General features: G+C 63.7%; 11 protein-coding genes. All 11 read left to right on the forward strand.

From position 1 onward, the window contains the following. Window positions 1–201: 201 nt before the first annotated feature. The 11 genes from LPA36_RS07440 to LPA36_RS07490 all read left to right on the forward strand — a co-directional run bounded on the left by LPA36_RS07440 (window position 202) and on the right by LPA36_RS07490 (window position 13,997). Entirely contained in the window at window positions 202–1,284 is a 1,083-nt protein-coding gene (locus tag LPA36_RS07440) for a LacI family DNA-binding transcriptional regulator (RefSeq protein WP_228875481.1), read from the forward strand. Between the two features lie 125 nt (window positions 1,285–1,409). Continuing rightward, a complete protein-coding gene (locus tag LPA36_RS07445; protein WP_228875482.1) occupies window positions 1,410–2,414 on the forward strand; it encodes an ABC transporter substrate-binding protein in 1,005 nt (334 codons plus the stop codon). A 518-nt stretch (window positions 2,415–2,932) separates the two neighbouring features. Next, window positions 2,933–4,498: a sugar ABC transporter ATP-binding protein gene (locus LPA36_RS07450; RefSeq protein ID WP_228875646.1), complete on the forward strand. Its 1,566-nt coding sequence runs from the start codon at window positions 2,933–2,935 to the stop codon at window positions 4,496–4,498. Continuing rightward, on the forward strand, window positions 4,488–5,513 hold the full coding sequence (locus tag LPA36_RS07455) for an ABC transporter permease (RefSeq protein WP_228875483.1): 1,026 nt from the start codon (window positions 4,488–4,490) through the stop codon (window positions 5,511–5,513). The genes LPA36_RS07450 and LPA36_RS07455 overlap by 11 nt, the downstream gene beginning before the upstream one ends. 23 nt (window positions 5,514–5,536) lie before the next feature. Then, window positions 5,537–6,496, forward strand: coding sequence for an ABC transporter permease (locus LPA36_RS07460; protein ID WP_228875484.1), 960 nt, complete (start codon window positions 5,537–5,539; stop codon window positions 6,494–6,496). A gap of 121 nt (window positions 6,497–6,617) precedes the next feature. Then, a complete protein-coding gene (locus LPA36_RS07465) occupies window positions 6,618–7,262 on the forward strand; it encodes a LysE family translocator (RefSeq protein WP_228875485.1) in 645 nt (214 codons plus the stop codon). Between the two features lie 503 nt (window positions 7,263–7,765). Then, entirely contained in the window at window positions 7,766–8,536 is a 771-nt protein-coding gene (locus LPA36_RS07470; protein ID WP_228875486.1) for a ferredoxin--NADP reductase, read from the forward strand. 583 nt (window positions 8,537–9,119) lie between these two features. Beyond that, complete coding sequence (locus tag LPA36_RS07475) at window positions 9,120–10,118, forward strand: sensor histidine kinase (RefSeq protein ID WP_228875487.1); 999 nt, start codon at window positions 9,120–9,122, stop codon at window positions 10,116–10,118. Between the two features lie 7 nt (window positions 10,119–10,125). Then, window positions 10,126–10,785, forward strand: a complete 660-nt coding sequence (gene rqpR / locus LPA36_RS07480; protein ID WP_228875488.1) for a response regulator transcription factor RqpR — start codon at window positions 10,126–10,128, stop codon at window positions 10,783–10,785. A 268-nt stretch (window positions 10,786–11,053) separates the two neighbouring features. Further along, a complete protein-coding gene (locus LPA36_RS07485) occupies window positions 11,054–12,442 on the forward strand; it encodes an amino acid permease (protein ID WP_228875489.1) in 1,389 nt (462 codons plus the stop codon). Between the two features lie 1,039 nt (window positions 12,443–13,481). Then, complete coding sequence (locus tag LPA36_RS07490) at window positions 13,482–13,997, forward strand: (2Fe-2S)-binding protein (RefSeq protein WP_228875490.1); 516 nt, start codon at window positions 13,482–13,484, stop codon at window positions 13,995–13,997. The last annotated feature ends 9 nt before the right edge of the window (window positions 13,998–14,006 follow it).

The following is a 14,006-nucleotide window of genomic DNA, read 5'->3' on the forward strand; positions in this document are numbered from 1 at the left end:
CGAGAATCGCACGGGTCGGCGCCTTTCGTCAATATTATTAGTAATAATCTCGCGCACCGACACGCCGGCCGGAATCCCTTCACGGACCCGGCCCTCACGGGTTAGCGCGCGTTGCCCGATGCATATTATTAGTGGTACCGTCAGACCGCCGACGCCTTCGGCGTCACCTGCTTTCTGCCGCTGTCGCCCGCGGCCTGCTCAATGAAAAAATCGACTCAACGACGTCCGACGATGACCGACATCGCCAAGCTCACTGGCGTGTCGCAGTCCACTGTCTCACTCGTTCTCAACAACGCCACCGGCGCCAAATTTTCCGAAGCCACGCGCAGCAAGGTGCTGAAGGCCGCGGCCGATCTCGGCTACCGTCTGTCGACGCGCGATGCCGTCCAGCCGTCGAAGGACGAACGCAGCCTGATCGTCTACATCGCCGACGAAATCTCGACGAGCCCGCATCCGGTCGTGAACATCGACGGGGCGCGCGATGCGGCGTATGCCCACGGCAAAATGCTCGCGGTCTACTCGACGCACGGCAACGCCGACATCGAACAGCAGGTGCTCGAAGCCGCACTCTCGAGCTCGAACGTATTCGGCGTCATCTATGCCACGGTGTACACGCGCAAGGTCAGCCCGCCGGCCGCGCTGTCGCAGGTTCCGACGGTTCTGCTCAACTGCTACACGAGCGAAGGCGGCTTCTCTTCGGTGGTGCCGGCGGAGGTCGCGGGCGGTCACGTCGCGACCGAATATCTGCTGCGCGCGGGACACCGGCGCATCGGCTACATCAATGGTGAACACTGGCAGGACGCCGCGAAAGACCGCCTCAAGGGCTATCGCACCGCACTCGCCACGGCCGATCTGCCATTCGCGCAGGAGATGGTTCGCGACGGCGACTGGAGCTCGGGCACCGGCTTCGAACACACGCTTTCGCTGATGCGGGAATCCAGTCCACCCACCGCGATTTTCTGCGCGAACGACCTGATGGCGCTCGGCGCCATCGAGGCCTTGAAGCAGCTCGGGCTGCGTGTGCCGGAGGACGTTTCCGTGCTCGGCTACGACGACCAGGAAATCGCACGCCATACGCATCCGCCGCTTTCAACCGTCGTGTTGCCGAACTATGAGCTCGGTCGCTGGGCAGTCGAAACGCTGCTGCAGGACGAGCACAACCGCGCCGCCGGCGCGCCCGTCCGCCATCGCATGGTGAAGCTCGACGGACCGCTCGTCGAACGCGCCTCGGTTAGGGTAATTACTGAAGAAAATTCGCCAGCAGTTAATATTATTAGTGATTGACTAATAATAATTCGCGATGGAATAATCGACACACCCGGTCCTGGCGACGCGCAGTGAAAAGCGCGTCGCCAGGACCGGTGCGGCACAAAAGCAAAAGCAATTAAACCAAAGCACTGGAGGAAGACATGGCGTCGCTCAAGCAAAAGCGTCCGCAGCGGGTTCGTCCGCTCGTCGGATCGGTTCTGGCACTGGCAATCGGCTTCGGCATCCAGGCGGCGCACGCCGACGACGCCCTGCCCAAACTGCCCAGCAAAACTCCGCTGAAGGTCGGCTTCGCGCAGACCGAAAGCAACAACCCATGGCGTCTCGCGGAAACGAAAAGCTTCAAGGAAGTGGCCGCGAAATGCGGCTGGCAGCTCGTCCTGACGGATGCCAACAGCTCGCCCGCGAAACAGGTTTCGGACATTCAAAGCATGATCGCGCAGCACGTCGACCTGCTGGTCTTCCCGCCGCGCGAAGAAAAGCCGCTCGCACCGGTCGTGCTGCAGGCGAAGAAGGCCGGCATTCCGGTGATCCTGGTTGACCGTGACGTCGACCAGTCGGTTGCGAAGGCTGGCCGCGACTACATCACGTTCATCGGTTCGGACTTCATCGATCAGGGCCACCGCGCCGCTGACTGGCTCGTCAAGGCGACGGGCGGCAAGGCGAAGATCATCGAACTCGAAGGCTCGACGGGCGCATCCGCTGCGAACGACCGCAAGAAAGGCTTCGACGAAATCATCGCGAAGAATCCGGGCATGACGATCATCGCTTCGCAGAGCGGCGACTTCGCGCGTGACAAGGGTCGCCAGGTCATGGAAACGCTGCTGCAGGCGCATCCGGACGTGACCGCCGTCTACGCCCACAACGACGAAATGGCGCTGGGCGCGATTGCCGCCATCAAGGCCGCCGGCAAGCAGCCGGGCAAGGACATCCAGATCGTGACGATCGACGGCACGAAGGGCGGCATGGACGCCATCGCAGCCGGAGAACTCGGCGCAAGCGTGCAGTCGAGCCCGTTCTTCGGCCCGCTCGCCTGTGACGTCGCGCAACGTTACGCCAAGGGCGAAAAGATCCCGACGTGGGTGAAGGTGTCCGACCGCTTCTACGACAAGGGCAACGTCAAGGAAAGCATGCAGTACGGCTACTAGGCGTATTCGTCTGGCTGGCCGGATCAGGAAACGAAGGAAGGTGAACCGGAGGTGTCCGTTCCGGGCAGGACCTGTAACCGGGCGCCGCGGCGTCCGGTCAACGGGAAGGTTCGAGGCGACGTGTCCGCGTCATGGCGGAACGTCGCTTCGCTTTGTCAGCGTGCCGGCACACGGCATCTGGCAGACGCCGGTTGGCGCGTCGAACCGGCCTGTGCGGCGCACACCGCAACGCTCTTTTGCGCCGGCCCGCGACTCGCGCAATACTGGGGCTGCACGCCAGTCCGGTCGCCGCCCGCCGCATCCCGATCATTGCCGGTCGATGGAATAGGGATCGCCGCGCGCCGCCCTGCCGGCACCCGTGCGCTGACGATCATCCACGCATTCAAGCATCTGCGCACACCCGTTACCGGCCACGCGCCGCGCGGAACGGAAGCACGCATCAGGAGACACACGTGACGCATACCGGTACCGGATTTCAGGCCACCGGGCCACAGCCTGGGCAGCCGCCCCTGCTGGAGATGCAGGACATCCAGATCAGCTTCGGCGGCGTACCCGCGTTGCGCAGCGCGCAGTTGAGCGTGGCCGCCGGCGAGGTGCATGCCCTCATCGGCCAGAACGGCGCCGGCAAGTCGACGATGATCAAGATCCTCACCGGCGCGTATCGTCGCTCGGGGGGCACCGTGCGCTTCGAAGGACGCGAGATCGATTTCCGCACGCCGAAGGAAGCGCGTGAAGCGGGCATCAGCACGATCTATCAGGAAATCAACCTCGTGCCGTTCCGCTCGGTCGCGGAAAATATCTTCCTCGGCCGCGAGCCGCGCCGCTTTGGTCTCATCGACTGGCGCGCGGTGCAGCAGCGCGCCGCCGCGCTGCTCGAATCGTTTGGCCTGCAGATCGACGTGAAGAAGCCCGTCAGCAGCTATTCGACTGCGATCCAGCAGATGGTCGCGCTGGCTCGCGCCGTGTCGTCCGACGCCAAGATGGTGATCATGGACGAATCGACTTCGTCGCTCGACGAGCGCGAAGTAGAACTGCTCTTTGACGTCGTGCGCAAACTGCGCGACGACGGCCGCGCGGTGATCTTCGTGTCGCACCGGCTGGACGAACTGTACGCGCTGTGCGACCGCGTCACCGTGATGCGCGACGGCCAGACGGTCGCGCAAAGCGCGATGGCCGACATGGACAAGCTGCAGCTCGTGACGACAATGCTCGGCCGCACGCTCGCCGCCGTCGTGCACGACGATGCCGCTGCGCGCGAGGCGAATCTCGCCCGGCGCGGCGCACAAACGCTCTCGGCGAAGCATCTCGCCGCGCATCCAAAGGTGAACGACGTGTCGCTCGACGTCCACGCGGGCGAAGCCGTCGGCCTCGCCGGTCTGCTCGGCTCGGGACGCACGGAAACGATGCGTCTGCTGTTCGGCGCCGATCCGTCGGCGCAGGGATCGCTCGACATCGACGGCAAGACGGTGGCGCTCAGGTCGCCACAGGACGCCATCGCGCGCGGCCTCGCGTATCTCACCGAAGACCGCAAGCTCGAAGGCATCGTCCCCGAGCTGTCGGTGCGGGACAACCTCACGCTCGTTTGCCTGCGCACGCTGTCGAAACACGGCATCGTCGATGTGAAAAAGCAGCAGGAGATCGTGGACCGCTTCATTGCATCGCTGGGCATCAAGCTGCGCTCGCCGGACCAGCCGATCCGCGAACTGTCGGGCGGCAACCAGCAGAAAGTGCTGCTCGCGCGCTGGCTCGCGACGCAGCCCCGCGTGCTGCTGCTCGACGAACCGACACGCGGCATCGACGTCGGCGCGAAAGCGGACGTCGCGAAGATCGTGCGCGAGCTGCGCGACTCCGGGCTCGCGGTCTTGATGTCGGCATCGGAACTGGAAGAACTGACCGCCGTGGCGGACCGCGCCGTCGTGATCCGCGACGGTCGCACGGTCGCCGAACTGAACGGCGGCGAAATGAGTGAGGCATCGATCATGGACGCAATTGCGTACGGCAGCGACGGCCCGTCGCAACTGGTGGAGGCCGTCAGCGCGGCGCACGTGGAAGACGCAGTGGAGGGCCCACGCCATGGCGCATGAGTCGTTGCGTAACGAGCCTGCGGCGCCGCTGCCTGCCGCACCCGTGACTTCGGCGTCGGCCCCCAGTTCGGACACGAAGACCAGGGCGCGCCGCCGCATTCCGATCCAGCGCGAAATCGTCGTGCTGCTCGCCATGGTCGTGTTCAACCTGATCTTCACGCCGCACTTCTGGTCGCTGCAGACGTTCAACGTGAACCTGACGCAGGTCGTCACGATCGTGATCGTCGGCATCGGCATGACGCTGGTGGTGGCGACGGGCGGCATCGATCTTTCTGTGGGCGCTTCGATGGCGATTTCCGGCGCGCTCGCGCCGATGCTCTTCATGAACATCGACGGGCCGCCCGGCATCGTGCTCGCGTTCACGCTGCCAGTGCTCGCGGCGGCCGTGTGCGGCGTCTTCAACGGCCTGCTCGTCACGCGATTGTCGGTGCAGCCGATTGTCGCGACGCTGGTGCTGTTCATCGCCGGACGCGGCGTTGCGCAGGTCGTCACCGACGGCAGCCTGCAGGCGTTCAACAACCCGGCGTTCCAGTGGATCGCGCTCGGCAAGGTGGGCGGCGTGCCGTTTCAGGTGTTGCTGATGTTCGCGCTGGTGGGTCTTTTCGTGTGGATCGTACGCAAGACGCTGTTCGGCCAGTATCTGCTTGTCACCGGCGGCAATGAGAAAGCGGCATACCTGTGCGGCGTGCCGACGGCGCGCGTGAAGCTGATCGCGTACACGATCTGCGCGGCGCTTGCCGGTCTGGCCGGGCTGATCTCGATTTCGGTGAATTCGTCGTCGGATGCGAATGTCGTCGGGCTTGGCAGCGAACTCGACGCGATTGCGGCTGTTGCGGTCGGCGGCACGGCGCTGACGGGCGGCAAGGCCTACATCGGCGGCACGCTGATCGGCGCGCTCATCATCCAGTTGCTGCGCTACACGCTGCTCGCGCACGGCATCCCCGATGCCGCTGCGCTCGTGGTGAAGGCCGGCATCATCATTGCCGCAGTGTATGTGCAGCGCCGCGCGCGCTGACCGCCTCACGGGATTCCATAGCGATGAAAAAGAACCTTCCGATTCTGCTGGCGCTCGGGTTGCTGCTCGTGCTCGGCGTCGTGCGTTATGAGCACTTTGCGTCGGCGTACAACATCACGTCGTTCTGGCGCTACAACTCGATGTTCGCGCTGATCTCCGTCGGCATGGCGTTCGTGATCATTACGGGCGGCATCGATCTGTCGGTGGGCACCGTCGCGGCGCTCTCAAGTGTCGTCGCGGCGCTGGCGAGCCCGTACGGCGGCTGGGTCGCGGTGCTGGCCGGCGCGTTCGCCGGCCTCGCCGTCGGCGTGCTGAACGGCGTCATCATCACGCGTCTCAAGATCCTGCCGTTCATCACCACGCTCGCTACCAGCCTCGGCGCGCACGGTCTTGCGCTGCTGCTCGGCCGCAACGACGCGGTGTCGATCTCGGCCGGGTCGAATTTCGCGGACTTCGGTCAGGGCGACCTGTTCGGGCTGCCGATTCCGGGGCTCGTGGCGCTCGCGGCCGCCGTGATCGGCTGGCTTGCGCTGCGCAGCACACGTTTCGGACGACACTCGCTCGCGATCGGCGGCAGCGAGGAAGCAGCGCGCCTGATGGGCCTGAACGTCGATCGCACGCTGATCGCCGCCTATGCCGCGAGCGGACTGCTGGCGGGCCTCGCCGGCGCGATCCTCGCCGCGCAGTTTGGCGCCGGGCAGCCGAACGAAGGCGTTGGCTGGGAGCTGTTCGCGATCTCGGCGGTCGTACTGGGCGGCACGCTGCTCACGGGCGGCGAAGGCTCGATCGCGATGACGATTGCCGGCGTGCTGCTGCTGGGGCTCGTGTTCAACCTGCTGAACTTCGAGAACGGCCTCGGGTTCATCAGCCTGTCGGCGTACTGGCAGTCGGTGATTCGGGGTGTATTTCTGCTGCTCGTGATCGTGCTGCAGGCGCGCGTACTGAAGCAGCGCGGCACAAAAGGCAGCGCGGCGGCCAGTTGACGGTGCAGACACCACGCCGGTCACGGAGCGAATCGCAGTAAAATCGCGCTTCCCCTTGCCGCGCGTTGACGCTTCCCGCGCGCCGGAACGCCCCGCGTCCGGGCTCTTTCTGCGAACCGACATGCACGTCCACTATCTTCCGATCCTGCTGCAGATTGCCGTCGTCTACCTGATTGCGGCGATCAGCCCCGGCCCGAACTTCTTCATGATCACGCAGCTTTCGCTGGCGGGCCGTCGCCGGCTGGGCGCGGCTTCGGCGCTCGGCGTCGGCACGGCTTCGACAATCTGGGCCGCGCTCGCGATGCTTGGCCTTGCCACTGTCCTGCAAAAGATCGACTGGCTGTACAACGGTATCCGGATCGCAGGCGCGCTGTATCTGATCTGGTTCGGCTTCAAGCTGCTGCGCGCGGCTACACGGCGCGACGAGGCGCCCGTGGTCGTCGACACGGCGCCGCCCGCCGCCGATGCCGCCGCACACGTTCGCGCGTGGCGCACCGGGCTCGTCACCTGCCTCACGAACCCGAAATCGTGCGCGTTCTGGACCAGCGTCTTCGCGACGATGTTCCCGCAACATGCGCCGCTGTGGTTCTACGGCGTGGTGCTGGCGATGATCGCAACGCTTTCGGCGGGCTGGTACGGCAGCGTCGCGCTGATGTTCGCCACGGAGCGCACGCAGCGCGGCTACCGCCGGCTGCGCCGCCCGATCGACGGCTTCTGCGGCGCGGCGCTGGTTGGTCTCGGCGCGAAGCTGGCTGCGGAAAGCTGATTCCCGACGTCATTGCGCCCGCCCTGATGTTCCGGCTGCCGTCCGTTGTGTTGGGAAGAAGCCGCAAATCGGGACTAAAAAGGCGGAAAAGGGCGCTTTTACGGCGCTGTTGGCCTGCCGGCAGCAGGGTTTATGCTGCGACGCATCGCCGGATTCGGTATCATCGGCCGGGTCGTTGCCTGCATGCGTGCTCATCCGCGTGGGCTCCGGATGGCGGACACGTACGCGTGGTTTGGCCATCTTCCGCGCTACCCTGGCTTCACCTTCGTCGCATTGTCGTTGCAGCCTGCCGCAGCCGGTGTACCGGGTGCCGGTCATGCGTTCGGCGTGTGTTCGACTTCGCCTGATTCCGCGCAGATGCCGTGTCGCCACCCTCCAGGTGCAGGCGCGGTAAAATAGCGGATTGCGCATCGTTCCCCCAAGCGGGTTCGCGCTGCATCGCCCTTGCCGTGCCGGCCGGCGTGTTCGTCTGGCAGTCCTGTTTTCGCACTATTCCAGAAGCCATGAGCAACCTGAATCCACAAACCGTCCTGAGCGTCCATCACTGGACCGATACGCTTTTCAGCTTCACCTGCACGCGCGATGCGTCGTTCCGCTTCGAAAACGGCCAGTTCACGATGGTGGGCCTCGAAGTCGACGGCAAGCCGCTGATCCGTGCGTACAGCATGGCGAGCGCGAACTACGAAGAGAACCTCGAATTCCTGAGCATCAAGGTGCAGGATGGCCCGCTGACGTCGCGCCTGCAGCATCTGAAGGTGGGCGACCAGGTGCTGATCGGCAAGAAGCCGACGGGCACGCTGATGGCCGATAACCTGCTGCCGGGCAAGACGCTGTGGCTGCTGTCCACCGGCACGGGCCTCGCGCCGTTCATGTCGATCATCAAGGATCCGGACGTGTACGACCGCTACGAGAAGGTCGTGCTGACGCACACCTGCCGTTTCGTCGACGAACTCGCGTACAAGGAATACATCACGGACCACCTGCCGGCGCACGAGCATCTGGGTGAGCTGATCCAGGAGAAGCTGGTGTATTACCCGACCGTCACGCGCGAAGCGTTTCACAACCGCGGCCGGATCACCGAACTGATCGAAACGAAGAAGCTGTTCGACGACGTCGACCTGCCGCATTTCTCGCTCGACAACGATCGCGTAATGCTTTGCGGCAGCCCGCACATGCTGCGCGACACGCGCGAACTGCTCGACAGCATGGGCTTCCAGGAAGGCAGCAACAACAAGCCGGGCCACTACGTCATCGAAAAGGCGTTCGTGGGCTAAGTCCTTCGAACCCGCACCGCTGCGGCCGTCCGGCCGCATTGTGTCGCCCTCGCTACAAACAGAAACCGGAGCCTCGCGCTCCGGTTTCTGTTTTTCCGCGCCCCGAGCCCGGGCTGCGCGCAATTCCCTGCAGTTGAAAGCCATTCGAAGCGGGTTCGACGGGGTAAACCGACGCTGCTGTTTACCGCGCCCAAGGCACCGTTTTCATCATTCGATGCCTACGCGTTTTCCCTTGTTTCGCGCGGCATATTCGCACGCAATACTTACCTGGCATGTCAGTATTATTCCTACAAATACCGCGGCGACGTGGAGCAGATCATTGCATGAAAGACAATGAATACGGCTTGCCGGGCCTGCATTTTTCCCTATTTTGAGATATTATTGCGGCGCAGTGGCGTTCATGGGAAAAAGGACCAGAGTCGATGTTACTGAATGTAAATTTTGTGACATCAAGACGTGGTAATTTTCCGTCATGGCCGCTATGCCGGGATGCGCATTTATCAGACATTCCGATGCCGTTTGTCTGCGGTTGCCGTCTCGTGCACGCGAGTGCCGTTGAAGCTGCTTCCTGAATGGGAGGGTCATGGATACGTCGACAGTGATTTCGATGAACGCGAATGCGCTGGCTCCCGCCGCGCGGGAAGCCTGCAGCGCGGCCATTTTCGACCTGTCTTCTTCAGCCGACGCGCTTGCAGCCGCGGCACATGTCGCTTCCACGTCGCTCCAGATGGCGGCGGACGCCGTCCCGGCAGCCGCTACCCGCGAGCTCGCGCAGCTTCATGCGCGCGTGCGGGAACTGGCGGCCGAATTGATCGAGGCGCAGGAACGCACGCGCGGCCAGCTCGCACGCGAACTGCATGACGGCGTCGGCGCCGAACTGACCGCCACACGTTTCGCGCTTGCGAACGTAGATACATGGCTACCCGCCGATGCGCCGCCGCAATGCGTGGCCGCGCTCGCAGCCGTCAGACGCTCGCTCGATGCCGTGTGCGAAGCCACGCGCCGCACCGTCGCCGATCTGCATGGTCCGCAAATGGAAGCGGGTATCGTCGGCACGCTGTCGCAGTGGGTGAACGAGTTCGCCGCCCGCACGGGCCTGCGCACCAGTTTTGTCTGCGCGGCCGACGTGCGGCTCACGCAACTCCCCGCCGCCGCTTCGCTCGCCGTATTCCGTGCGGCGCAGGAAGCGCTCAACAACGTCGCGAAGCACGCCCAGGCAAGCGCTGCGGACGTCCGGCTCGAAAGCTCACGGCGTCACCTGACACTCACCATCGCCGACGACGGTATCGGCATTTCCCGCCGCGCCGCCATGCCGCGCAGCGACGACCAGGGCGGCTTCGGCCTCGCAGGCATGCGCGCCCGGTGCGCGGCGTTCGATGGCACGCTGCGGATCGTCGCGGGCGCGGAACCGGGCTTGCGGCGCAAAGCGAGCGATCGCGGCGACGCCGCCGGCGCACGCAGCATGAACGGCACGGGCGGCACAATGGGCACACGCGGCACAACCGTACGGGCGCGTTTCGCGTGGGACGCGCTGCTGGCCGAATCGCCGTCCCACGACGCGCATCACGTGCTGTCCTGCTGAGCTGCCGATGAAAAGCCTGCGCATCCTGCTTGTCGAAGACCATGCCGTGGTTCGCCAGGGCGTGCGGCAGTTGCTGCTCGACCGCGGCGTGGCGAGCGACGTCGCCGAGGCCGAAACGGGCGGCGAAGCGCTCGCCGCCGTCTCGAAGCACGCGTTCGACATCGTCCTGCTCGACATTTCGCTGCCCGACATGAACGGCGTCGAAGTGTTGAAGCGCGTCAAACGCAAGGTGCCGCGCGTACCTGTGATGATGTTTTCGATGTATCGCGAGGATCAATACGCCGTGCGGGCACTCAAGGCCGGCGCTTCGGGCTATCTGTCGAAGACGGTCGATGCCGCGCAGATGATCGCCGCCATTCAGCAGGTCGCCGCCGGCCGCAAATACGTCAGCCCCGCGATGGCCGAGGCGCTCGCCGATTACGTCTCGTTCGACGGCGAACAGATGCCGCACGAGAAACTCTCCGACCGCGAATACCAGACGCTGTGCATGCTCGCGTCCGGCAAGCGGCTGACCGACATCGCCAACGCGCTGTCGCTGTCGGTGAAGACAGTCAGCGTGTACCGCACGCGTCTGCTCGAAAAGATGAAGCTGAACAACAACGCCGAGCTCACGTTCTATGTGATGAGCAACCGCCTCGTCGACCTCAACCCCGCGATGGCGGGTTAAGCACACGCCTTTGCAACGGTTGCTCGTCACACGCAGTTAAAGGTTACTTCCTGCCGATCCGCTCCAGATAGCGAGCGGAAAATCGTGGCGCGGTTGCCTGTCGCGAAAATGCGCGCCCCAATTCCGGGCGATCTCACGCATTTCCCTTTTTACGCCTTGTCATGCGGGCTGCAGCTTCGCGACGGATCCTGGCGCGCGTCCGCTAGAATTGCGGGTTTTCCCCGACATTCGGCGCGCGGATTGCGTGCTTTTCAGGAGAACTTCGCCAATGTCTCTTTTCCGCAAGAAGAGCGTCGAACACATGCTGGCCGGCGCCCGGAACGCTGGCCTCAAGAAGGCGCTGGGCGCGCTGGACCTGACTTTCCTTGGCGTGGGCGCCATTATCGGCACGGGGATTTTCGTGCTGACCGGCACGGGTGCCGTACAGGCTGGCCCGGCGCTGATGATTTCCTTTCTCGTTGCCGCCGTCGCGTGCGGCTTTGCGGCGCTCGCCTACGCCGAGTTCGCTTCGACGATTCCGGTTGCGGGCTCCATCTACACGTATTCGTACGCGACGCTTGGCGAACTGGCCGCGTGGATCATCGGCTGGGACCTGATGCTGGAATACGGCCTCGCGACCTCGGCCGTTTCGGTTGGCTGGTCGGGCTATCTGCAATCGCTGCTGGCGGGCTTCGGCATTTCGCTGCCGGTCGCGCTGACGGCCGCGCCGGGCGCCGTGCCGGGCGTCGCGACGCTCTTCAACCTGCCTGCGTTTCTCGTGATGATGGCCATCACGACGCTGCTGTCGATTGGCGTGCGTGAATCGACGCGCATCAATAACGTGATGGTCGCGATCAAGGTGACCGTTGTGCTGCTGGTGATTGGGGTGGGGGTGTTTCACGTCACGCCGGCGAACTGGCATCCGTTCATGCCGAACGGCTGGAACGGCGTATTTGGCGCGGCCGCGGTCATGTTCTTTGCGTTTATCGGCTTCGATTCCGTGTCGTCGGCGGCTGAGGAAGTGCGCGATCCGAAGCGGGACCTGCCGATCGGGATCATTGCCTCGCTGGGTGTGTGCGCGGTGCTGTACGTGGCCGTGGCGGCGGTGGTGACGGGGATTGTGCCGTCTGCGCAGTTCGCCAACATTTCGCACCCGGTTTCGTATGCGCTACAGGTTGCCGGACAGAAGTGGGTGGCGGGGTTTATCGATCTTGGTGCGGTGCTTGGGATGCTGACCGTGATCCTGGTGATGGGATATGGGCAGACGCGGGTGATATTCGCGATGTCGCGGGACGGGTTGTTGCCGGCGGCGCTTTCGAAGGTGCATCCGAAGTTTGCGACGCCGTTTCTGACGACGTGGATCGTCGGGATTTTCTTTGGTCTGATTGGGGCGCTGGTGCCGTTGAACGTGCTTGCAGAGCTGATCAATATTGGCACGCTGGCGGCGTTTTCGATGGTGTCTGTGGCCGTTCTTGTTTTGCGGCGGACCCATCCGGAGTTGCCGAGGGCTTTCCGGTGCCCCGGTGTGCCGGTTGTGCCGGTGCTTGCGGTTGCTTCGTGTCTGTTTCTTATGATCAATCTTCAGGCCATTACCTGGATCGCGTTTGTTGTCTGGCTCGTGATTGGGATGGTGATTTATTTTGGGTATTCAAGGAAGCGGTCGAAGTTGAATCATTAATGGTTTTGTCGGCCCCTGTGCGGGGCGGCGTTTCGGTTTTTCGCGCCGAAGCTGGGGCTTTGCTTTGGCCTTTCCTTGTATTCGTGTCGGTCTATTGGCGTTGCCCCTCTGCGGGGCGGCACTTACTTTTCTTTGTCCCCCAAGGGGACTTCCTTCGGGGCGTCTTCCAAAGAAAAGTAAGCAAAAGAAAGGCGCTTCGAAAACTCAGCTTTTCTCGGTGTGTCACTCGCGGTGAATGGCAACCCGTGAGGTGTCGCCCCCGCGCGTGAAGCCGTATCGGTCCGCGCACGATCTGATCTTCCGCACAGCACCGCCCGTGACACAGGGCTCATTCATCCCACTCCGCACTCCGTGCGTCGCGGTGCGGCCGCTCAGCGCCGCCGGATTCGGGCTGCGATGGGCCAAGCGACTGGCGCGAACCAGAGGCGAGGAAGGGTTATGCCGGTCGACGACGCGCGTAGCGCGGAGTCGGGTGGATGACGGCCATGTCACAGGGGTGGAATGCGCGCGGGCTGGGATCGCGCGAGGACCTATGTCCCATGATGTGTGGGGGCGACACTTCATGGGTGGCCATTCCCCGGCGATGACACACCTGGAAGAGGCAAGTTTTCGAAGCGCCTTTCTTTTGCTTACTTTTCTTTGGAAGACGCCCCGAAGGAAGTCCCCTTGGGGGACAAAGAAAAGTAAGTGCCGCCCCGCACAGGGGCAACACCAATAGACCGACACGAATTCAAGGAAAGGCCAAAAGCAAAGACCCAGCTTCGGCGCGAAAAACCGAAATGCCGCCCCGCCAAAAGGGCAACACAAAGTGACCGAAGCGATAAAAAGGCAACGCCAAAGAACCGCAGAACAACAAAACCAACCCAGGGCCAGGAAACGGGCCCCAAACCCCGATACCCCCTGCCCCCGATTTGTGATCTACTTTTCGCTGCAAGCATAAAAACCAGACCAAACCCGCACGAACCTCACAGCAGGCAGTCGGAACAGGTAGTGGCAATGTGAGCTTCGTACCGGTCTCTATCCCCCAAGGAGACAGTCAATGGCAATCAGCATCAGCCTGACAGTAAACGGCGCACCGGTAACCGCCGAAATCGAGCCCCACACCCTGCTAGTCCAGTTCCTGCGCGACCAGCTTCGCCTCACCGGTACGCACATCGGCTGCGATACGGCCCAGTGCGGCGCCTGCACGGTGCACCTCGACGGTCGCGCCATCAAGTCCTGCAACATGCTCGCAGTCCAGGCGGAAGGCGCCAGCATCACGACGATCGAGGGCCTCGCCGCAAACGGCGCGCTCCATCCGATGCAGGAAGCCTTCCGTAACTGCCACGGCCTCCAGTGCGGCTTCTGCACGCCCGGCATGGTGATGAGCGCCACCGCGCTCGTTCAGTCCCATCCCGACGCCACTGAAGCCGATGTGCGCCGCCAGCTCGACGGTAACCTGTGCCGCTGTACGGGCTATCACAACATCGTCAAGGCCGTCCTCGAAGGCGCCGCCGGCATGAAATCCGCCGGCAGCAACGCCAGAGCAGACGCATCCGCCAAAGTCACCGCCTGAGGAGCCGAC

Origin of the sequence: Paraburkholderia saeva (genome assembly GCF_907164555.1) — a bacterium.
GTDB lineage: Bacteria > Pseudomonadota > Gammaproteobacteria > Burkholderiales > Burkholderiaceae > Paraburkholderia > Paraburkholderia saeva.

Bases quoted from the DNA above. Each gene is read 5' to 3' on its own strand.
- LPA36_RS07440 (WP_228875481.1), top strand. From the start codon at position 202: ATGAAAAAATCGACTCAACGACGTCCGACGATGACCGACATCGCCAAG.
- LPA36_RS07445 (WP_228875482.1), top strand. From the start codon at position 1,410: ATGGCGTCGCTCAAGCAAAAGCGTCCGCAGCGGGTTCGTCCGCTCGTC.
- LPA36_RS07455 (WP_228875483.1), top strand. From the start codon at position 4,488: ATGGCGCATGAGTCGTTGCGTAACGAGCCTGCGGCGCCGCTGCCTGCC.
- LPA36_RS07485 (WP_228875489.1), top strand. From the start codon at position 11,054: ATGTCTCTTTTCCGCAAGAAGAGCGTCGAACACATGCTGGCCGGCGCC.
- LPA36_RS07475 (WP_228875487.1), top strand. From the start codon at position 9,120: ATGGATACGTCGACAGTGATTTCGATGAACGCGAATGCGCTGGCTCCC.
- LPA36_RS07490 (WP_228875490.1), top strand. From the start codon at position 13,482: ATGGCAATCAGCATCAGCCTGACAGTAAACGGCGCACCGGTAACCGCC.
- LPA36_RS07460 (WP_228875484.1), top strand. From the start codon at position 5,537: ATGAAAAAGAACCTTCCGATTCTGCTGGCGCTCGGGTTGCTGCTCGTG.
- LPA36_RS07465 (WP_228875485.1), top strand. From the start codon at position 6,618: ATGCACGTCCACTATCTTCCGATCCTGCTGCAGATTGCCGTCGTCTAC.
- LPA36_RS07450 (WP_228875646.1), top strand. From the start codon at position 2,933: ATGCAGGACATCCAGATCAGCTTCGGCGGCGTACCCGCGTTGCGCAGC.
- LPA36_RS07470 (WP_228875486.1), top strand. From the start codon at position 7,766: ATGAGCAACCTGAATCCACAAACCGTCCTGAGCGTCCATCACTGGACC.
- rqpR (WP_228875488.1), top strand. From the start codon at position 10,126: ATGAAAAGCCTGCGCATCCTGCTTGTCGAAGACCATGCCGTGGTTCGC.